The sequence below is a fragment of the Mesorhizobium sp. LCM 4576 genome (assembly GCF_001854815.1).
Lineage (GTDB): Bacteria > Pseudomonadota > Alphaproteobacteria > Rhizobiales > Rhizobiaceae > Mesorhizobium > Mesorhizobium plurifarium.
In genome coordinates this window covers 1-20,096 of sequence record NZ_MDDT01000021.1, presented here as the reverse complement: position 1 = coordinate 20,096, position 20,096 = coordinate 1, and the positions used below count along the sequence as shown (strand labels likewise).

Annotated in this window: 18 protein-coding genes and 1 pseudogene; 13 read left to right on the top strand and 6 right to left on the bottom strand. The window is 58.5% G+C overall.

Features of this window, described 5'->3' with window-relative positions; all coding sequences use genetic code 11:
* Positions 1 to 122: 122 nt before the first annotated feature.
* The 5 genes from LCM4576_RS11645 to LCM4576_RS11630 form a co-directional block, all read right to left on the bottom strand.
* Positions 123 to 1,646 carry a radical SAM family RiPP maturation amino acid epimerase gene (locus LCM4576_RS11645; RefSeq protein ID WP_116397927.1) on the bottom strand — a complete coding sequence of 508 codons (1,524 nt, stop codon included), beginning with the start codon at positions 1,644 to 1,646 and terminating at the stop codon, positions 123 to 125.
* A gap of 47 nt (positions 1,647 to 1,693) precedes the next feature.
* The gene (locus LCM4576_RS36270; RefSeq protein WP_131614341.1) at positions 1,694 to 2,062 is read right to left on the bottom strand and encodes a hypothetical protein; all 369 of its coding nucleotides are present in this window, start codon (positions 2,060 to 2,062) and stop codon (positions 1,694 to 1,696) included.
* Positions 2,063 to 2,609: 547 nt separating this feature from the next.
* Positions 2,610 to 4,019, bottom strand: coding sequence for a glycosyltransferase (locus LCM4576_RS11640; protein ID WP_071032251.1), 1,410 nt, complete (start codon positions 4,017 to 4,019; stop codon positions 2,610 to 2,612).
* Positions 4,020 to 4,057: 38 nt separating this feature from the next.
* Positions 4,058 to 4,705 carry an HAD-IA family hydrolase gene (locus LCM4576_RS11635; RefSeq protein ID WP_244510783.1) on the bottom strand — a complete coding sequence of 216 codons (648 nt, stop codon included), beginning with the start codon at positions 4,703 to 4,705 and terminating at the stop codon, positions 4,058 to 4,060.
* Positions 4,706 to 4,897: 192 nt separating this feature from the next.
* Complete coding sequence (locus LCM4576_RS11630; RefSeq protein WP_407067374.1) at positions 4,898 to 6,058, bottom strand: GMC oxidoreductase; 1,161 nt, start codon at positions 6,056 to 6,058, stop codon at positions 4,898 to 4,900.
* Between the two features lie 843 nt (positions 6,059 to 6,901).
* Here LCM4576_RS11630 and LCM4576_RS34645 point away from each other — a divergent pair.
* On the top strand, positions 6,902 to 7,405 hold the full coding sequence (locus LCM4576_RS34645; RefSeq protein WP_131803239.1) for a hypothetical protein: 504 nt from the start codon (positions 6,902 to 6,904) through the stop codon (positions 7,403 to 7,405).
* 1,318 nt (positions 7,406 to 8,723) lie between these two features.
* Positions 8,724 to 8,951 carry a hypothetical protein gene (locus LCM4576_RS34640; protein ID WP_040972798.1) on the top strand — a complete coding sequence of 76 codons (228 nt, stop codon included), beginning with the start codon at positions 8,724 to 8,726 and terminating at the stop codon, positions 8,949 to 8,951.
* On the opposite strand, the pseudogene LCM4576_RS35735 reads toward LCM4576_RS34640, so the two are convergent.
* Positions 8,910 to 9,074: pseudogene (locus LCM4576_RS35735) on the bottom strand (transposase); the annotation flags it as partial. The gene LCM4576_RS34640 and the pseudogene LCM4576_RS35735 overlap by 42 nt on opposite strands.
* 9 nt (positions 9,075 to 9,083) lie before the next feature.
* On the opposite strand from LCM4576_RS35735, the gene LCM4576_RS36800 reads away from it, so the two are divergent.
* The 11 genes from LCM4576_RS36800 (at position 9,084) to LCM4576_RS11565 (ending at position 20,091) form a co-directional block, all read left to right on the top strand.
* Positions 9,084 to 9,344, top strand: coding sequence for a hypothetical protein (locus LCM4576_RS36800; RefSeq protein WP_198540238.1), 261 nt, complete (start codon positions 9,084 to 9,086; stop codon positions 9,342 to 9,344).
* Positions 9,345 to 9,801: 457 nt separating this feature from the next.
* Positions 9,802 to 11,085, top strand: coding sequence for a pitrilysin family protein (locus LCM4576_RS11610; RefSeq protein WP_244510790.1), 1,284 nt, complete (start codon positions 9,802 to 9,804; stop codon positions 11,083 to 11,085).
* Entirely contained in the window at positions 11,085 to 12,470 is a 1,386-nt protein-coding gene (locus tag LCM4576_RS11605) for a pitrilysin family protein (protein WP_071032246.1), read from the top strand. Before LCM4576_RS11610 ends, LCM4576_RS11605 begins: the two co-directional genes overlap by 1 nt.
* Positions 12,471 to 12,841: 371 nt before the next feature.
* Entirely contained in the window at positions 12,842 to 13,120 is a 279-nt protein-coding gene (locus LCM4576_RS11600) for a hypothetical protein (RefSeq protein ID WP_071032245.1), read from the top strand.
* Between the two features lie 424 nt (positions 13,121 to 13,544).
* The gene (locus tag LCM4576_RS11595) at positions 13,545 to 13,847 is read left to right on the top strand and encodes a hypothetical protein (protein ID WP_040972818.1); all 303 of its coding nucleotides are present in this window, start codon (positions 13,545 to 13,547) and stop codon (positions 13,845 to 13,847) included.
* The gene (locus tag LCM4576_RS11590) at positions 13,844 to 14,278 is read left to right on the top strand and encodes a PIN domain-containing protein (protein WP_041005642.1); all 435 of its coding nucleotides are present in this window, start codon (positions 13,844 to 13,846) and stop codon (positions 14,276 to 14,278) included. Before LCM4576_RS11595 ends, LCM4576_RS11590 begins: the two co-directional genes overlap by 4 nt.
* Positions 14,279 to 15,179: 901 nt before the next feature.
* Positions 15,180 to 16,295: a Fic family protein gene (locus LCM4576_RS11585; RefSeq protein ID WP_071032244.1), complete on the top strand. Its 1,116-nt coding sequence runs from the start codon at positions 15,180 to 15,182 to the stop codon at positions 16,293 to 16,295.
* Positions 16,282 to 17,523 carry a hypothetical protein gene (locus LCM4576_RS11580; protein WP_131803238.1) on the top strand — a complete coding sequence of 414 codons (1,242 nt, stop codon included), beginning with the start codon at positions 16,282 to 16,284 and terminating at the stop codon, positions 17,521 to 17,523. Before LCM4576_RS11585 ends, LCM4576_RS11580 begins: the two co-directional genes overlap by 14 nt.
* Positions 17,524 to 18,280: 757 nt before the next feature.
* Positions 18,281 to 18,577 carry a hypothetical protein gene (locus LCM4576_RS11575; protein ID WP_042646561.1) on the top strand — a complete coding sequence of 99 codons (297 nt, stop codon included), beginning with the start codon at positions 18,281 to 18,283 and terminating at the stop codon, positions 18,575 to 18,577.
* A complete protein-coding gene (locus tag LCM4576_RS34625) occupies positions 18,567 to 19,154 on the top strand; it encodes a type II toxin-antitoxin system VapC family toxin (protein ID WP_083361372.1) in 588 nt (195 codons plus the stop codon). The genes LCM4576_RS11575 and LCM4576_RS34625 overlap by 11 nt, the downstream gene beginning before the upstream one ends.
* A gap of 724 nt (positions 19,155 to 19,878) precedes the next feature.
* Entirely contained in the window at positions 19,879 to 20,091 is a 213-nt protein-coding gene (locus LCM4576_RS11565; RefSeq protein WP_041005646.1) for a cold-shock protein, read from the top strand.
* Positions 20,092 to 20,096: the final 5 nt, after the last annotated feature.

Genomic DNA, 20,096 nt, shown 5'->3' with positions numbered 1-20,096 from the left:
CATTTGCTCCCAGCCGGAACCGGTCACCGAATTCACTTGGYGGATGCTAGCCACCCCTCATGATTGTCGTCCTGCCCATGCCGCTGTCGCCGTAGATGGCGACGCCCGCGGCATGCGGCCTGTCATCCCATCCTGCCAAGGGAAAGATCGTCGAGATCCTCTTCGATCACCCCGGCCGCGTAAAGCTGGTCGAGCAGGTCGGCGACTGCAAGGGCRCTCGCTCCGTCCGTTGCGACCCGCATAATCAGCTCCGAGGCTGTATAGTTGCCGGACGCGATTATTTGGCCAACGGAAATCGGAACGAGCTCGTCGAGCACCCAATGCTCAGTATTGCGTGAGCGGAGACGGAAGTGCCGGTTCTCTGCCTCGTATTGCAGGTCTTGGCGGAAGCGGATCGGCAGGTTGGGAGGTGGGCTTTCGAGCATATGCTTGTCAACGATGCTCTCGAGCCCTTCCCGGAACTCGTCAGGTGTCCTGAAGAAACGTTGAGCCACGATCCGGTACCCGAGAGGCCAGCGGTCGCTACCCGGTACCGGCGCCACCAGTTGCAAACGCCCCTTCCGCATATTTACGAGGAAGCCGGAAACACAGGCGATTGTCGTGGGATAGCCCTCCGGCAAGAGGGTTGCTTCATCTTTGTTGGTTGCCTTGAGCTGCTCCTTTCGCTCTCGCGCGCGCCCGGTAACAGCCTTTGCGGTCGGCCCATCCTTGCCCTGCAGGATGAGTTCGACCCCCATCAGGTCCTCGGGCGAAAACGCCGCGTGAATCTGATCGAGATGTTTCGTGCTTAGTACCGAAAAACGATTTGGCACGCGACCGTAACGTTCGAACAGTTCGAGCACGCGCCTAGTGAGTGCTTGATCCTTTAGCGGGGCGGCCGTCGTCGTTTGTGGCAATTCGCCCGTGATTTGATAGAAGTCAAACAGAAAACGGTCGTAGTCCGGGTTATCGATTGGGTCTGTAGCCCAGTAGCAGAAGCCAGTGCGGACCGCCGGACCAAACATATCGCTCGCGGCACCGACCACGCCGCGCCAAAGCTCAGCATGCTCCTCACTATATTCATAATAACCCTTGAAGCGGTCCGCCGAGAGGCCGCAGAACCAGCAACCGACGGTGYAGCCTTCACTGAGCTCGAATGCGATGGTGTGGTGCGCGATCGACGTCCCCAATTCGCCCAATTCGTCGTTACAGCGCCGGATCTGGCGCTCGCGCCAGGCATGAAAGCGAGGGTTAATCGTCGACATTTCGCCTTGGCGGCGCACGAGGTCTCGATGGCGCAACATCTCGCGCATATACTCATCCCACATCATAGCTAGCGGCCACGGGGCAGACTCCGATTTGAAGCGGTACTTCACGTAGTCACCGCACCAGAGCGGCAGTATCTGCATTGGGTCAACTTCGATCCCGTAGGACGCGGTCACTATTCGAGGGTTGTCGACGTTCTCCGAAAGCGCCGTACGGAACTTCCTATCACCGGCCAGCCGCTCCATGAAGCGTTTGATGTGTGACAACGTGCGCCGTTCCTCCGGCGTGCGCCGGTCAAAAACTTGCCGCCAGCCGTCGCTGCGAGCGTGCTGGCGAGCCGCTGAAGCGGCCCCTTGTCGGCTTGATGGCATAATCTCATGCTCGACGAGGTTTGCTTTCATGTTCTCTTCAGGCTCRTCCAAGCCAAAGCTGCCAGAACTAAATTTCATCAACTGGCGACCGCAATAGCAATTACAATAACGATGACGACCGCGACGGTTGCGGCCTTTTCCCCGACTTGCAGGGGGCTCATGGATAAATGCGGATCTGAATTAGCCAACGCGACCGTATGTACAAGGCCGGTCGAAACAATCGAACCACGATTGCGGCAAGCAATCGAGCGCAGCTTCTTACTTAACCTTCCTTGGCTTTTCGCACGTATATGACTTCTAACCTCGTCAAGCGTGATGTCGTAGCCGAGGCCCTTTCCAACCGCTACAATCGATGCAAGCCCTCCAGCGCGTGGTTTGAGGTTTGCGAGCGGACTGCTTTTTGCTCCAAGATCGTTGATGAATCGCTCTACTTCAGTTCGCTGCATGCTATTCGCCTTTTGCTTAATGTGGGCAAGCTCTCCATCTCGCCCTCACAAGCGATCGGATGCTGCTCTGACCAAGCAAGCGCCGTACCAACTCAAAAATTGCTGATTTAGCGTGTTGTCGGACCGCACCGCATCGTCGACTTGCTGACCCTCGGAACGACAATTTGGCAGATTTGTTACAAAGTTCTCGGTAACCGGGCGGGCAACGTACCGCTGCGCCTCAACAACCTCGTCGCCGATCGGCGGCAATCCAATGTCGGTTAAGCACCCTCCCAACCATGTCGAGGTGAGGCCGATCAGGGGCCGTCGATCTCGAGCAGAGTTGTAAAGACGTAGATCACGCCGACCCGCTTTATGCCGAAAGTTTTAACACCGGTTTGTGAGGAATTGTCGCCGCTTGCCGAATTGCCAGGRCCAAGCGCGTGCCAAGCGATCGAGCTGCGCCACCAAACGTCCATTTTTTCGCAGCCGGTTCACACCATACGTGTCCTGCGGTGCGGAGACGTCCGCCGCCTGGCTCAGATGACTCTTGGACTGAACGAATCCGTTAACGCACCTGGAAACTGGAGAGAGCGGATTGCATCGAGTGATACCACTTTGGGATTTGCGAGATCTGCGTGCTCGAGCGCAGACAGTGTTCGCGTGCGGTTCTGGCCATCTCCTCGAAATCACTATAACCGACCGCAAGGCGATGCATCATTTCTGCAGCTTTATCCTCGATGTCCGGCTCGTGGAGGACAACGCCATTAAGCCCATTTACGACCTGCCTCTTGAGACCAAAGGCGGACGACACTACGACGGGTTTGCCTCGGAACAGAGCCTCTGTTGCCGTAAGGCCGAAGCCCTCTTCGCGAGATAGAGCAAATACTCCATGGGCGTTCTGTTGCAGCCGGCCGACGATTTCCGCGTTTGCGTCGTGGTCCTTCATCGAGATACAGACCAGATACACCCGCCGCTRCACTTCCTCTGATAATTGAGTGCATAATAGGACGCATTTCTCGAAATACTCCCGTCCTTCAGGATCGTCGGCAACATCCAAAGGATCCGGTCCCGCGATCACCAGGCGTGTATCGTAGGCTTCCGCGAGCGCCGTTTTCACAAAGCGATCGTAAGCGGCGATAATCCGGTCAATACCTTTCAGTCCATCCCACCTGGATACATGAAGGAAATACCGTGAGCCGAGAATGTCCTGAAGGGAAGGGGTGGGCTCGAATTCTTGGCTGTTGAACGAAACCAAATGGTCTAGCGCCTGGCCCGCTGGCCCTTCATAATTACGGTTTTTGCTTGAAAATGGGCTGATGGATGGCGGGATGATATCTATGGGCAGATCAGTATCAAAGGCATATTCCTTGTCGCTTAGGACAATGCGTTGGAATTGACGGAGGTATTCACCGAAGAATTCCCAGATTTTGTCGACCGTCGGGGTGCGCTTCGGATATCCGATGTGGCATCGCCAGATAGCCGGGTGYGGATGAGATTCAAGGAACTTCGCGGCTGCAACAAGAGGCTGYGGATCGTGAATTACCAAAAAGTCATCTGGCCTGATGATCCTTTCCAGCTCCGCAGCGCCTCTCTGCGATGCCTCAAGATAATGCGGGAGCAGATCATTCACGCCTGCCACCTTGACGTCGTGAAGAGAATTATGAAGCGCTTTGGTGAATTGAAAAAATTGTTCTTCCTTCGGCTTAAAGATGAGCCAACGCACATCAAAACCAAGCTCCCGAAGCAGGCAAATGTGGTGTGGAAGCATTTCGGCCACCCCGCCGCCGAATGCGGTGGAATTTATGTGCCAAATACAGCGGCTGCCGATCATGTTACGAGCTTCTCCGGACGAACGAAATAGTTCGTCGAGGAGTTCCTCATAATGGTTTCGCTCCGCCACGTAATGGGCAAGTACCGAGCCTTCTACCAGCACCTCATCAAAAAGTGAGGTGCGGGGTTTCGTTGATACTTTCATTCGTGGCCCCTCCCTTAGGTCTGTGGAGCAGGTTCAACTCAGCTGGTTTGAAAGGAAGCCTCGCCAAAGTTCTCTATCCAATCCCTTGTGTCAGGATGATCTCTGGCATTGGGGCCGACGCCGACGCAGTCGCAGCCTGCCGCGATCGCCGCTTCAATTCCGGTGGGGGAATCCTCAAAAACCAAGCATCTTTTGCCTGCGATGCCCAGCATTCTCAACAGCGTTTGATAGGGTTGCGGATACGGCTTTCCCTGACTGACGTCCTCGGCTGCAATCATGATCCGCGGCCAGGAGAGTCCAGCCGCCTCAAGGCGGGCAAGGGCCGAAACCCGTGCCGAAGAGGTGACAATAGATCGCCTTTCTGCTGGGATAGAGCTATAGAACTCTACGGCGCCCTCGATCGGTTGCAACAGTCCCATCGCTTGAACTTCGTAACCCGCAATGCGATTTGCCTCGCGTTCTGGCGAGAGATCGGGCGCGATCGCCGCCACCAAATCGACGTCGCGGCGGGCGGCCGACATTYGCACCGCGTTATCCGGAGAGATCCGTTCCTCCCGTGCCCATCGACGGAGTGCGCTTTCGACCACAGCCTCCGAATCTACAAGGGTTCCGTCCAGATCGAAGGCTACGTGATCATAGTCGTCGAGGTGAACATTAACGGTTGCGGTTTTCCTGCGATTTTTCAAGGCTTTCCACCCCATATCAGCCCCAATGATGCTTATTGGAAAGRCCGGCTCTTTCTGTGGTGTGAAATGCCTCCGCGCACTATTCGACCAGGGGTTGGGTCAGTGACCTGTGCAGTCATGTCTTCGTCCCAACGGTGCGCCGGCTGCAAAGCGGCAAAAAAATRCACCGTCCATGGAGCCAGGACCGAGCATCTAATTTGCGCCTTTACCGAGTGACATCGCCATTCGCCTGGCGTTGGCCATGATTGTGTGGGTCGGATTGCTGTTCCCGGCGAAGTTCATAACGGAGCCATCCATCACGTGGATGTTGGTCAACCCATGGACCTTGCCGCAGCTGTCCACGACCGAGTTCCTCGGATCACTACCGGCGCGCATCGTGCCGTGCAGGTGGGAGCTGCCTTTTCCCGGAAAATATGGCTCTCGCTCGATGCGGAATGCGCCAAGGTGGCGCAGAATTTCATCCGCGCGGTCGGCGAGAAAATTCCTTCGTGCACGGTCATTTTCCGAGCTTCGGTATTCAAAACGGATATAAGGGGTACCGTACTGGTCAGCGGCCTCGTCAAGCGCGACGCGGTTATGCGACCATGGCTCTTCTCCGGCTATGTAGTGCAGGCGCACGACGCCTACGTTCTCATTCGGCGAAGCGAAATTCGCTTCATAAATGAGCCCACCAAATTTGCATGGCGCGCCGTTATGTTCGTAGAACTCATCGGTATAAACGGTCGAATGCGGTCCCCAGTGGGGAGCAAATGCATCGGAGCCCCGATCGGCTCGCTGCATGTAGCCGACGGAGTAGCCACCAATCTTGAACGAGAGGCCGCGTCCAACGAGGCCGGAGTCGTTTCCTATTCCCTTTGGAGCATGGTCACCCTTCGACCTGAGCATCAATGCCGCTGTTTGTATCGCGTTTGCGCAGACGATTACCCTTTCAACTGGGATACGGATCAGTTCCGATGAGAGCGGCACATAGCACTCAAGAGCTCCAGCCCGACCGTCGTTCTGCATTTGGATCCGGTTGACGAAACAGCCGTATAGAACCGAGATTGACCCTGGCAGGGCGGAGTCATCCAAAATGTTTCTTGCAAGCACTGATGCTCTCGCATCCGTAGGGCACGCGAGTTCATCGCAAGCCGAACAATTGATGCATCCCTTGTTGGTCCCTGGCGGCCTGATTGCTAGTGGGATGGTTTTTGATCTTATGCCGAGTTCCTGCATTGCATTGGATATCATCAGCCCACGCGGACTGGGTGGATACGATGGAAACCCATTCGCGCCACTGATCTCCAAGAGATGCTCGATCTCCAAATWGTAGGGTTCGAGCTCCTCGAGGGTAATCGGCCAGTCAATCGCCATGTCAGTCGTAAGATATTGGGAAGCTGACAGATCTGCTTGTCGGTATCTGAACGTTATCGCGTTATAGAAACCCATCCCCCCGCCGACGCAGCACGCTGTCCAGGGGTTGCCATCGGCCTGGCCATTGGAAGTGAGTGCCTTGCTGTAGGCCTCTTGATGAGGCCCGAGCATGGCGCCAGGACAAGCCGGGCCTCCATATTCCAGGACGRCCACATGGCACCCCTTTTCCGCAAGTGTCCGGGCGACGATCGATCCAGATGGCCCGGAGCCGACAACAACCGCATCGAAGTTTGTGTAATTACACGCGTGCGCTGCAATGTGTCTGATGTCCGTCACGGGTAACAGTCTCCTGTGAGGTTTGTGGTAGCAGGCCAGCGGGCGATGTTCGCGATTGACATGAGGAGGAGCTTTATACCGGACGCGTAGTGGGGGGCAGCGATGCCCGCCGGACCGGTGGCTGGGTGGCGACAATTGACGAAAAGGCCGTCGTGTGTGGATGCCTTCAGAAGACCAGCGGCGGCGGCATTGGTGGGGTGACCATGAAACGTCTTCTCCTTTTCAGTGACGTGTTGCGGATGGCAGCGCATTTACTGTGCCAACGAGAAACCGTTTTAACTCAATCCGATGCTTGTACTCTGGTAGTCGCATTTCCAACATTGTCGGACATTGGACAGTGCCAAACGCCAAGCGCTCGCGGTCTCGATCCGCCGTCAAGAATCATGGACGCCGCAGTCTCAGCCTTCGTTCTGACACTCGTGTTCCTCCCCTTTTAGCGTAACCGTCTACTGGACGGTGAGCCGGCGGTCGCTGGCGCCAACCGAAGTAAGGCGACAGGAGAGCGGATTGCGCGATGGCGGTAATCTCTCGCTCAATGGCTTGAGCGGCCTCACGGCGGAACTGTCCCCCTCGCGGATCCCGCCGAACGGCTTCTCGAGCGCCTGGAAGGCCCCTCGATGCCGAAAGAGAGTCCGCCGCGACAGTGTACATGAACTGCGCTCGCCGATCATAGGCTCGCTCGCTCAGATTCAGAGGTTATTGTCCGAAGTTCGCCAGGGATTGGCCAGAACGGCTGATTGCGGCGTCTTTGTGCTCGAGGCCACCCGGGCGCTGGCCGCACGCCTGRCCGAGGGCGAACGGCCGCGGACCCAGCCGCTGCACCTCGACCCCCTCGTCGCCGACCGGCAGGCCCTGCAGCATCGCCTCGGCGCTTATATCGACTCGGGTCAACGAAGCTTGCCACGACGGCTCGCCGACACTCCGGTTCGGCTCATCAGCGGGGAGCGGCGTCACGATCGTCACAGCGATGTTTTAGGCAACCCGTCGCAGGCAGCGCGCCGGGCGGCATAGACGAATCAAGTGCGCGGTCCCGGAATTGGTGGTTCGAGTTGTTCGGTTCATCCGCTTGCTAGGTGTGGCTCAGTTCGCTCTGGACAGGAGGGTGTTGCCCGAGGTGGGACGGAGCGAACCGAGCCACAGGTCGGCGATACGTGTCCAGGCAGATGATGGCAAGCGTAAAACGGTTTCATTTGTGATGGAATTCGAAGTGCCGTAATTGCGGACAGCGCTTTCATAATATTAGACTGCGCTAATTGTTTAGTTAATTGGAGGGTGTTCGCGGCTTACTTTCCACGGCCAGCTCATCATGATCGACTCCTGTGTCAGCGTTCGCCAACATGCGGCCATGGCAAAAAGCGGATGACGACGATGATTGCATGTTCCCGCGGCGGGCTCACGACCAAGATCACGCGCTCGTCGATGCAAAGGCCGACCATTCGATCTCGTCCTGACTGCCTGGCACGCRCATGACCGCAAGCCTGCCATGTGCAGCGCTCTCATCCGTCAGCTTGTCGAAAGCTAAGCCCCATAGAATCAATCCGCCAGGCCGGCTTGAGCGGCTCGGAACACGCAAAGGAGATTCGGATGGATCAATCCGTCCCGCGTCTCAGATTTCGCCCGCACAGACGACGCAGCCTTGCAACAGCAGCAGACCGGGCAGGCGAGTGTTCAGGAGCATCTGAACGCCTTGCAGCCGGGCCAGCATCGGCAAGCCGTTCCAAACAGCCGGCTTGCCCGGCGGCGGACCGGCTCACATGGCGGTTGGATCGAGGGTGCTCCCCAAAGCGTGAACCTTCCACGTCGCAGACGCGTATCGACCTGCGCTCAATCAACAGGCGATTTGACCGGCACGCGCCATACGGGGTCYGCCGAGGCAGGCACCAAGCTGCCGTCGTGCAAGCGCAGCCGCAAGCGCGGTCGCGAGCATCCCGGACGAGGCGCTCTTTGTCGCCTACCGCGCGTGGGCTGCAGCCAAGCTGAGCGAGAGTTCGATTGCGCGCGACATAAATAACGGCGCTGCGCAAGTTCAGCCCATGGCTTGACGAGAAGCACCGGGCGTTCRCGAACTTAAGGGCAACCCGGCGGGCGACCACAGCAGCCTAACCGCCTCATGTCCGCCTGCATACTGTTTACGAGCAACGCTAATGTACCGAAAAGCCGTAACCAAGCGCTGGCCCGACCGCTAAATTGAGGCGAGTGATCCGCTCTGCAACTCGGGGCGAGTCATGTACCGGGGTTTCGGATTGGCATCGGTCGTCGCGGAATTGTAAGGGTGGAGCGCTAATCAGAATCGCACGAAGCGCCTGCATTCGATTTTAAGGAAGCTCCTATGCCATTTAGCGGGGAAGTGTTCACTCCCGAGGAAGTCGCGCTGCTTGGCCGCGTGTTTGACCGTACCGGCGTTCCTGCCGAATCCAGAACTGACCGGGAACARCGGGCGCTCAACATCATCTTTCATTATCGAGCCGGCGTCACCGATGAGGCGGAACTCGAGCAATTGGCGAACAAGGATAGCTTAGCGCGCCAACCGCCAGCCATGGAATCGCCGCCAGATTAGGCCCATTCGTACTGCCGCCCAGGCTGCCCGGCACCATACGCGTCTCGCGCGGCTTCGGAGCCGCTCCTTGCCATCGCTCGAATGGGGCTTTGGCGTCAGTCCAAGCCAGGCGGCGAAGTGGCGGTCCACCGTATGGATGAAGTAGAAGCGCAGCGCCGCACGATGCCTGTTCATGGCCTGGATCTGAATGCCGTCATCTTCCTGCCCGACCTGGAACCGGCGCAGATCGTCCGCTGTCGCCGTGTCCGGCGACCGGCCAAGAGGGTCGTGAACCGTCCGACATCGCGGAGGTGGTTGCGCTGCGTCTCCTGGCTGAACTGGCGCGAGATCATGTCGTCGATCAACCGCTGCTGCAGCGGACCGGCCGCAAGGCGTCTGGCCTGCTACCCGTAAGCACCGCCAAAGCAGCTCCGGTTCGGAGGGGCAGTATCCATTTGGTGGTACTCTCGCCTCGATCTAGGTTGGCACGGTGACCCAACCGACGCTGCGGAAAGGTGGAGAGACCGTGTCCGCTACCGCCGGCCAAATACATGAGCGAAACCGCACCAGCATGCTGTCCCCCCGGCGTGAACGGAAACGTGCCGAACCACCACTCCCTTACAATCGCATCGGCTAAGGCTGGGGAGTGAAACCCGACAATGTCCGACAACCGACATGGTCGGTTTGGGTGCGGATGCGTTGCCCGAAAGTAATTTCTGCTTGGCACGTTCCATGCTTACCCGATCTGTCGAACGCGTGGCACACCAAGGAGCAAAACAGATTCATGACGATGTTCGCTGCAAACCCCGGCGGCTGGGTTTCCAAGACCCTGCTGGTAACCATCTTAGTCTTCACGGGGATCAGGTCGCCAATGGCCGGCGAATGGTCGTCATCCGAATTCCTGCTCCGCAATGGCATGGAAGTGGTCGTCATTCCTGACCATCGCGCGCCAGTCGTCACCCACATGGTCTGGTACAAGGTCGGCAGTGCCGACGAGCCGCCCGGCAAATCCGGCATCGCCCATTTCTTCGAGCATCTGATGTTCAAGGCAACCGCGAATCACACTGCCGGCGAGCTTGATCGCACGGTGTCCGAGATCGGCGGCTCCAAGAATGCCTTTACCTACTATGACTACACCGCTTTCCACGAGACGGTGCCGCCCTCGGCGCTCGAGCAGATGATGGGTTTTGAGGCCGACCRCATGCGCAACCTCATCCTCACCGATGAYGTCGTCAAGACCGAGCGCGACGTGATCCTGGAGGAGCGCCGCTCGCGCATCGACAATAATCCGCAGGCGGTGCTCGAAGAGGAGGTCGATGCCACACTCTGGCAGAATCAGCCCTACCGAATTTCGGTAATCGGCTGGATGCAGGAGATGGAACAGCTGAACCGAGAGGACGCGAAGGCGTTTTACGACGTCTACTACCACCCAAACAACGCGGTTCTGGTGGTGGCGGGCGATGTCGATCCCGACGCAGTGAAGGCAATGGYCGAAAGGACCTACGGCAAGATCGTGCGCGGACCGGATCTGCCGCCGCGCATCCGCCCGATCGAACCGGAGCAGAACACCAAACGCATCGTCACGCTCACCGATGCGCGCGTGTCGGTGCCGAGCTTTTCGACGCAATGGGTTGTGCCATCCTATCATACGGCCAAGCCCGGCGAGGCCGAGGCGCTCGATCTTCTGGCCGAGATCCTGGGYGGCGACCATCACAGCCGCCTCTATCAGCAGCTCGTCGTCAAGCAGGGTATCGCTTCCACTGCCGGCGCCTATTTCCAGAGCACCATGCTCGACAACACCAACTTCACCGTCTATGGCGCGCCGCGCGGCGATGCCAAGCTTGCCGATGTCGAGGCGGCCGTAGACGCCGAGATCGCCCGCATCGTCAAGGACGGCGTGACCGGCGACGAGTTGGAGCGCGCCAAGACGCGCTATGTCCGCTCGATGATCTTTGCCCGCGACAAGCAGAAAGACATGRCCAACATGTATGGCTCGACGCTCGCCAGCGGCGGCAACGTGAAGGACGTCGAGGAAAGGCCCGAGCGCGTCCGCAAGGTCACCGCGGAGCAGGTGAAGCTAGTGRCCGCCCGCTACCTGGTGCTCGACCATTCGACCACCGGCTATCTCTTGCCGCAGCAACAGGTGGGGAATTGATGATGACCCTTGCCCTTGAACGGATGAGCAGTGTTCCTTCCCCTGAAAAGCGAGAAGGAAAGGTCTGCCGCGCCATCGCCACCGTGTGCTTTGCCCTGTTCTTCCTGCAGCTGCCGGCGCTTGAAGCGCGCGCCGAGATGAACTTCCAGGAGGTCAAGTCGAAGAAGGGCGTCACCGCCTGGCTAGTGGAGGACCATTCGATACCGCTGATCGCCCTCCGCTTCGTTTTCGATAGCGGCAGCGCCCAGGACCCCGCCGGCAAGGAGGGTCTGGTCAATCTGATGACCGGCCTGTTCGACGAAGGCGCCGGCGACCTAGACAGCGACGCCTTCCAGCAGAAGCTCGACGATGCCGGCGCCGAAATGAGTTTTCAGGCAGCGTGCGATGGCACCTACGGCTCGATGCGCATGCTGTCGGAGGAGAAAGACGAGGCCTTCGAGCTGCTGCAGCTGGCGGTCAACAGCCCGCGCTTCGACCAGGCGCCGATCGACCGCATCCGCAGCCAGATTCTCTCCGGCATCCTCGCCAACGAGCGCGATCCCAACACGGTGGCGCAGCAGCGTTGGCTACGCGCCATCTATGGCCAGCATCCCTATGCGCGGCCGGGCGAGGGCACCAAGGAAAGCTTGGCCACCATAACCGCCTCCGACATCAAGACTTTCCGCAAGGCCAGTTTCGCCCGCCGCGGCCTGCATGTGGCTGTTGTCGGCGACATCGACGCTGCGACACTGAGCGGCAAGCTGGACGAAGTATTCGGGGACCTGCCGCAGRTGGATACGCTCGCCCCCGTGGCCGACGTCACGCCCAGGCTCGGCCAGCAGTTGGAGGTGAATTACGACCTGCCGCAGACCTCGCTGCAGCTCGCCTGGCCCGGCGTGAAGCCCAGCTCACCCGACTTCTACGCCGCCGTGCTGATGAACGAGATCCTCGGCGGCTCGCCGTTCACCTCGCGGCTCTTCGAAGAAGTGCGCGAGAAACGCGGTCTCGCCTACGGCGTCAGCTCCCGTCTGATCGACCATGAGCATTCCCATGCGCTGGTGGTGGCGACTGCGACACGCTCCGACCGCGCCGCCGAGACGCTTGCCATCGTGCGCAAGGTAGTGAAGGAGATGGCCGAGAAGGGGCCGACCGAGGAGGAGCTCGCGGCGACTAAGAAATACCTGATCGGCTCGTTTGCGATTAACCACCTCAAGTCTTCAGATTCGATTGCGGCGACACTGGTCGGGCTGCAGCGCGACAATTTCGCCATGGATTATATCAAAAATCGCGCTGCGCTGATCGAAGCAGTATCTCTAGAGGATGTCAGGACGGAGGCTAGGAAGCTTCTGTCGGCCGACCCGACCGTCATGATCGTCGGGCCACCGCTCACCGATATTAAAGGATGAGCGGCAGCTTCCATGCTGGTTAGCAAGGCACCGAATCGCTTGAGCTTGCATCGCCTATTTCCTCGCGCTAATGCCACCGCCTTTCTGTCTAGGCGTAGCTTAAAAGAAATTGCGGCGCACGCGATCCTCGCGGCCCGCAAAGATAAGTCGAGTTGTGGCGTCTGGAGCTGACGCTCCGACATCGTAGATCGGCCACTTCCGATTGCTTAAAACCGAGGCACAGCCGTTCCGACGTCGGCTTGCCACGCAGCATTGACTGACTTTGAGCACAGAGCGCTGATTCCAGCGTCGCCTCGTCGGCTGGTGTCGTCCCGCACCCTGGCGTTGGGCCGATCCGGCGCCAGACTGCAGGACTTCCCCAGGCTGCCGGAATGGGCCAGGCTGCCGGACCGGGCGCTGCAGCGCATCGGCTGGCGCTCGGCGCAACGCAATGGCTCGAAGACGACCATATCGCGGCCGATTACGCTGCGCATGGCGGGGAACTGCACAGGGCCAATTCCGACATCGCCGCCCGGACCCGCTTGGTGGAGCCTCCAGTGGCCCGTCCCTTGCGCCTGGCCTTGGACGCTGCCGATGCGGCGGACGCTTTGCGCGGCGTTCTTGGCGACGGCAGGGCCGATTTCGTCTTCCTTCCCGTCAACAATGCTTGAGGCCACTCGGGCGCTGGCCGCACGCCTGGCCGAKGGCGAACGGCCCTGATCCAGCTGCTGCACCTCGACACCTTCGTCGCCGACCGGCAGGCCCTGCAGCAATCGCCTGGGCGCTTATATCGACGGGTCAACGAGGCATGCCGCGACTGCTGGCCCGGCCGCTCTTTGCCCCGCCCCGCTGATGAGCCGAACCGGAGTGTCGGCGAGTCCGCAGCGGCGGGGCACGGGTCGACCATCCTCGTAGCAATGATTTTTTTGTGATCGCCTCCATGAATGAGGGGCGTCTTCCCACGGTGGCACGCTCCCAGCGTCCCAAATGCCTTGGATGGTCCATCTTTATTTACAGTGGTCGAGAACACGTCCACCAGCCTTGCGCTCCAAAGAAAACACGGCTATATATCTGGATATAGAACGGAGGCACGCGATGAGCAACGCTGCGCAGAAGAGAGCCCTCGAAAACTACCGGTCCCGCCTGACCGAGCGAGGTATCGCGCGGTTCGAAATCCAGGCGCTCGACGCCGACCGCGATCTACTCCGATCCCTTGCCCGGAAATTGACGGAGGAAGGTCCAGAAGCCGGGCAGCTTCGCCGGACCATACAGAAGGCGGTGGCGGGGGAGCCTCCGAAAGCTGGGGGCATTCTCGCGGCTTTACGTCGCTCACCTCTTGTTGGCGCGGATCTCGACCTCAGCCGGCCGCAAGAAGAGGGGCGTAAGGTCGAGCTTTGACCCGCTACCTTCTTGATACCAACATCATTAGCAACGTAATTAAGCCAAAGCCGTCGCACTCGCTGCTATCATGGATGGGCGCGCAGAAAGACGACGACCTCTTCATTGCTTCGCTTACCGTGGCCGAAATCCGTCTAGGCATCTTGGAGAAACCGAAAGGCAGGAAGCGGAGCACCCTTGAAGCTTGGTTCGCCGGCCCCGAAGGCCCGCAAGCGCTGTTCGCCGGTCGCGTCCTGCCGTTTGACGAGAAAGCTGGCCTCGTCTGGGCCAGTCTTATGGCTGGTGGGAAGGCGAAGGGACGCCCCAGAAGCGCGCTCGACACCATCATCGCTGCGATCGCCGAGGCCAATCACTGCGTCGTCGTGACAAACAATGAAAAGGACTTCGAGGATGTTCAGATCATCAATCCGCTCCGCAGCTCTGGGAGTTAGGAGGTATACAGGCGATTCACTTTACCTTGAGGATTTCAGCGGCACCGAGTTCGAACACCTCGTGCTACCATCTTTGCGATGGCTGGACTGATCTCGCTTGCTTCGGCCGGACCGGGGGCGACCAAGGGCGCGACATCATCGGCACACGTCCGTTTGAGGACGAGCCGGACGAACGCACTGTCATTCAAGCGTCAATCGCGGCAGCCTGACTCAAGCAAARGCCGAGAAGGAAAGGGGAAACGGATAGGGTGGGGCGGAACATCGGCGGGTCTGTGGCGGGCCTGTAGTGACTCGACATTGCTAAGGATCAGACTTGGGGAGAGCCTTTACTCCCGCACCGTGTGCGACAKGGCATGATCTCGCTTGGATGCACCAGTCGCTTCAAGATCCCTATCTACCACGCGATAGTTCGGTTCGAGCCCGCCGGCGCCTATCATCGACGACCTGTTCCGTTGCGCCTGCTTGAGCGTTGCCCTCCGAAGGCGAAGGTCACAAGTTCGAATCTTGTCGGGTGCGCCATTTTTATAAGGTGAAACAGGCGATTAGCAAGGCCTCTTTTCCGCGAAAGCGGGAGGGAAACACGTCAYGGAAGCACCACGGAAGCAGTCGGACGTGTGTTCGGGGTTACCCTAAGAGGATCACTGTCGAGTCATCGCCCGTTGCCCGCCAGTGTACCAGTGGTTGCGGCGGGGCCATGGTGTATCTCGGYGTTCTGGTCTGAGTAGCGGGTCTGGCCGCTGTGGCTTTTCCTGCGGGCGGTATTTGCCCGCGTTGCCGCCAGCGTCCAGTGTCTTTCAGCCCGTATTCGGCATCGCCGCCGCGTACCGGCTGAGGCATAGATAAGATTGCTATAGCTCACATTTTTCGCTATTACGAGTTATAGAAAGGCGCTCTATAGCTCATGGCATGGAATTGGGAGCAGGCCGACTGGCCGCATTTTACCTACGACAAGATGGCACTGGACCCGCTGGAAAGCGAGTTCCTATTGYGATCGGGCGAGTTCCTGGGCGTGTTTCGCCATGTCGGCCCCGATGACCGCGACCAGATACGCATCGATCTAATCAGCGAAGAGGCCTTGAAGACATCGGAGATCGAGGGGGRGTATCTCAACCGGGCAAGCCTGCAATCATCCTTGCGGCAGCAGCTTGGGCTCGGAGGCGAGAACAGGCGCATCCCGCCCGCCGAGCGGGGCATCGCCCAAATGATGGCCGACGTGTATCTGCATTTTGCCAACCCGCTTTCGCACCGCACGCTCTATGCTTGGCACAAGATGGTGATGTCCGGCGAGCGGCGCATCGGGACGATCGGCAACTATCGCCAGCATGCCGATGCCATGCAGATCGTCTCTAACCGGCTGGACAAACCCAAAGTGCATTTCGAGGCGCCGCCCTCATTGCGCGTGAGAGCCGAGATGGAGGCCTTTACCATTTGGTTCAACGATACCGCGCCCAAGGGCAAGACTCCGCTTCCCGCGCTCACACGCGCTGGTATCGCGCACCTTTATTTCGAGAGCATCCATCCGTTCGAAGACGGCAACGGCCGCATAGGACGTGCCCTTTGCGAAAAGGCGCTGGCGCAAAATCTGGGCGAGCCGAGCCTTATCGCCCTGGCCTACACGATCGAGCGTCGCCGCAAGGCCTATTACGATCGTTTGGAGGCCAGCAACAAAAACAACGCAATCACCGATTGGCTGATCTACTTCGCCAGCACGATCCTAGAAGCGCAGCGCGTAACGCTCGCCCGCGTCGAATTCTCCGTTGCCAAGGCCAAGTTCTACGAGCACCACCGGGGTCAGTTCAACGAACGCCAGGAAAAAGCCGTCGCCCGGATGTTCCGGGAAGGTATCTACGGCTTTAAAGGAGGCCTCAGCGCCGAGAATTATATCGCCATCACTCAGGCATCCCGCGCCACGGCAACAAGGGACTTGCAGGACTTGGTGGCTAAAGGTGCGCTAACAAAAACCGGTGAACTCCGGCACACACGTTATACGCTGAATATTCGCGATGATCGCGCGTAAGTCCCATCAGCGAATGAAGAGGAAGACTGTTGAAGAACCTGCTTGCCTCAATATCGGCGAATGGCGAGCAGCTACCCGGCAGGAAGTAGTGGAATGGATTACGCGCGAAAGGAAATCTAAGAAAAAGAAAGGCGGCGCCATTCTCGCGGTTCGGTCGCGGCTCAGGCCGGTAGATATCTACTGTTATCTGAAGGCTCGCTTTGGCGAACCGAACGGTTTTCAAAACTTCCTGCGCAAGGATGATAGCGATAACTGGATACACTGGGACTACAACCTCAAGGCCGGCCAGACCGACGTGTATATCTGCGGCATGTCGCGCGAAGTTCATATCATGGTCGGCGATGCGCTCACGCACAAGCAGTGGCGGGACCTGATTGTCGGCATCAGAAATGATTATGCGAGAATCGGCCYGCAGAAATCCGCGGTGCTGCAAAGCCTGGAAAAATTCRTCGTCTTTCAGAATAAGTTCGTCAGTATCGCAGGCCTGTGCGCCGATTTGCACGCAGCCATTCTTGATGCTCCGGCAAAGACGGCTTTTCCGAAAAGATCGCCGACTGCCAAATCGCGGCTGAAAACTTTAGAAAGAGCCATGCAAGGCGTATCCGCACGCGCAAACGATCTCTTTGGCAACTGTCTAAAGCTCCACCTTCTGATGCCGGTTATGGCCGAGGCCTTCATCAATATGGTGATCCTCATGTTCACGCGCGATGAAATCCGAAACGCCCCGGAAGCCTATCAGGCCTTTATAYGGGCCAAGATCCCTGACCGCCTCGCGCTGCTCAGCCAGCATTGCGATGGCTTTGCACGCGATGTCGACAAAAGCACCAACGCTTATGCGCATTTCATGCGCGTAATCGACAAGAGAAATTTCGCATTGCACGGTAATGTCGATCCTATCCGCGAGCAGATCGAGGTGGTCTATTTCGACGGCAGGCGCCCGCTCTTCAATACGCCGGGAAACCATGTCGAAAGGTTCTTCGAGCATCTCGAAGCGATTCATCGGCCCGAAGAGGTCGTGTCGGATTACGAGGCCGTTCACGCATTTCTGTGGGAAATTTCGGAATGCCTGAAGCCTCGCACGGAGGCGTTCTTCAAGCAGGTCATTGAGGATGCATATCCCGGGTTCGAAGTGCATAAGAAACGGGCTACCCGTATCCTGCCCGACCATGTGATGATGGGTATGATGCCAAGTATGCTCTACGACGACGACCTCGATGTTAAGTGGTGAGCGAGGAGAGCGTATTCTTTGGCCCAATAGCCCGAACCTGACACAAGAATTAGCGCGACATGACAAACATGATTGGAACGCCCAGGGCGACCAAAGACGCGCTCTCTCCAAAATATATTCGACGACTTGCGTCTTCTCGCGCAGATCGCCGGGGCCTTGCATGATATTTCTGCCATCATGTATCGCGATTGGATCGTTGCTATTGACTTGCGAGAAGGCAAGGTCGCCGACGATCCAGAAATGCGCCCCAACCTCCGCCATCGGTCTCAGTTCTTCCGCTTCCTGAAAGCGGACAGGTAACTTCGTTAGTTTGGAGGTGGCGACAGGGCCAAAAGCGAACGTTCATCAGCGCTCTGAATCGATGACTTGACCGGGATCGGGCGAACGGCCCGAGATAGCTCAGGCCGTTCGCTTCAGTCGACATGGACACGATCGCAAGACTGTTGAGCGAAAGCGGCTTCAAGATCGGCGACAGTGGCGCTGTCGGGGTCAAGAATCTGAATTATGTCCGGGCCATAGCGGCTTGATCGCCGTGCAGGTGTGCACTCTCGCCTCGATCAGCCCGCGCCTTCGCCTGCGCCGACCAGCGCCGGCGTGGGCGCTGCGGCTCGCCTCCAGGCGGTTCGGAACCGACTCAAGGACATGAAAACTTCTATCAGCAGTCATAGGCGCAGACATAGAAATTGACACCGTAAGCGAGTGCTCCTTGCAAATGTGTTGAACGTAAACTACGTTATGTTCAACACAGGAGGTTGGCATGGGTGCTCAAATCCATACTGCTGCAGACAGCGAAGCAAAGGTCGCGCTGACCCGTAACAAGCTCGTCCTTGAGCAGGCGAGGGCCATTGGTCTGCTCGGCTCTGCTAAGAACACGCGTTTGTCGGGGCGTGTATCGTCGGACCTGATCGCCGCGGCCAAGAAGCACGCCCACGTCACTTCGGACACCGAGTTGTTGGAGCTTGCGCTGTCGCGCCTGGCGCTGGAGGACGATTTCGGGGCTCGTCTCGTCAAGCGCAAAGGCAGTATTCCCTCGGATATCGACCTTGGGATTTGATCTTTCCGAAACTCTGCGAGCACTCAAGCCCCAGAAACGCCAGGGAACGCTCGCGCGCCGGGCGGATGACGATCTGCCATGGAGYGACGACGAACCGATTATCGGCGGTCCATTGTTTCTGGACACCACCGTCTATCTGGATGTTCTGCAGGGTCGATCGCYGGCAGGGGTGGATACGCTTTTAACGTATAGGCTATGCCACCATTCGGCGGTGAGCCTTTCCGAGTTGACACACGTGTTCGGCCGACTTGATCCGAAGCATACCTCTACGAAGGCTGTTCTGGAAACGATCCAAGCCACGATCGCGGACGTACCGGAGCACAGACTTCATGCCCCAGATACTGCCATTTGGGGGCAAGCCGGCATCCTCGCTGGTCTGCTCTTCCGAATGAGCAATTTGCCAAAGGGCGAAGGTCACGAACGCAAGTTCCTCAACGACGCTCTGGTTTTCCTGCAGGCACGGCAACTGGGTGCAAGCGTACTCACGGGAAACATCCGGGATTTCGACTTTCTTTCCCAACTCGTTCCGACAGGGCGCATTGTTCTGTACCGCACCCCAACGTCGCGATCCGTATGAATTGGGGATGGTTCAGATCGTTCTAGATGACACCAGTACGGCGCATTGCCGCCATTCCAAATGGTTGGAAACGGTCAAGTCGAGCCACCTCCGATGGAAAACGTCCCCTATTGCCACCCAAAGACGTGAAGCTGCCATTCGGTTTTCGGCCCGTCTCGGTCGTTCGGCGGGCAACCGTTGAGATCGCGCTCCTTCGATCGTCGAAGCCGTTGCGACCGTCGCGCTGCACCAGGCGCTCTCCTTAATCGCACAGGAGGGCGGGCTTTGCGCTGATCGCCTTTTCGAAGCGTAATGCTCGGTTGGTCCGCTTTCCGCTTTGGGAAAGGGCGATTACATAGAGCTGCTGCGCGGCATGGCTTCGGCGGACAATCGGCTGCTGGAGCAGGCGCCGGATGGTACGACCATGCTAGGGAAATCGGGGAGCAGCCTACGGCTGGCCGCGACTTTTACGCCGTGTTTTCGACGGACGAGGAGTGGCGGATCGTCTGCGGCGGGCGCACCCTTGGCGCCATCCCGATCTCGAAACCGGCCGCCGTCGAAGTCGTGATCGCGTTCGCGGGACAGYGCTGGCGCATCGCCGTTCAGGCTCCTATCCGCCCTTGATCGTTGATCTTCCTGATCGATCCAAGGTCTTGCGATTTGTCCTTTTTGYTGCGCCTATCCCCAAGTCAGGTGTTAACTGTCTTGCGCAGACCAACGCTGCAACCGATACGAAGGAGAATTCATGGCCACCGGGACTGTAAAATGGTTCAACAGCACGAAGGGTTACGGATTTATCCAGCCCGATGGAGGTGGCGCTGATGTGTTCGTTCACATTTCCGCCGTGGAGCGTGCGGGTCTTTCGACACTCGTTGATGGGCAAAAGGTCAAATACGAGATCGAGCAGGACCGCCGCACCGGGAAATCCTCAGCCGGCAGTCTCAGCAAAGCAAGCTGACTGGC

What these genes read in the sequence shown, in the direction of transcription:
- LCM4576_RS36270 (WP_131614341.1), bottom strand. Translation starts at nt 2,062, where the DNA reads ATGCAGCGAACTGAAGTAGAGCGATTCATCAACGATCTTGGAGCAAAA.
- LCM4576_RS36800 (WP_198540238.1), top strand. Translation starts at nt 9,084, where the DNA reads ATGGATGAAGTAGAAGCGCAGCGCCGCACGATGCCTGTTCATGGCCTG.
- LCM4576_RS11600 (WP_071032245.1), top strand. Translation starts at nt 12,842, where the DNA reads ATGGGCCAGGCTGCCGGACCGGGCGCTGCAGCGCATCGGCTGGCGCTC.
- LCM4576_RS11595 (WP_040972818.1), top strand. Translation starts at nt 13,545, where the DNA reads ATGAGCAACGCTGCGCAGAAGAGAGCCCTCGAAAACTACCGGTCCCGC.
- LCM4576_RS11575 (WP_042646561.1), top strand. Translation starts at nt 18,281, where the DNA reads ATGGGTGCTCAAATCCATACTGCTGCAGACAGCGAAGCAAAGGTCGCG.
- LCM4576_RS11565 (WP_041005646.1), top strand. Translation starts at nt 19,879, where the DNA reads ATGGCCACCGGGACTGTAAAATGGTTCAACAGCACGAAGGGTTACGGA.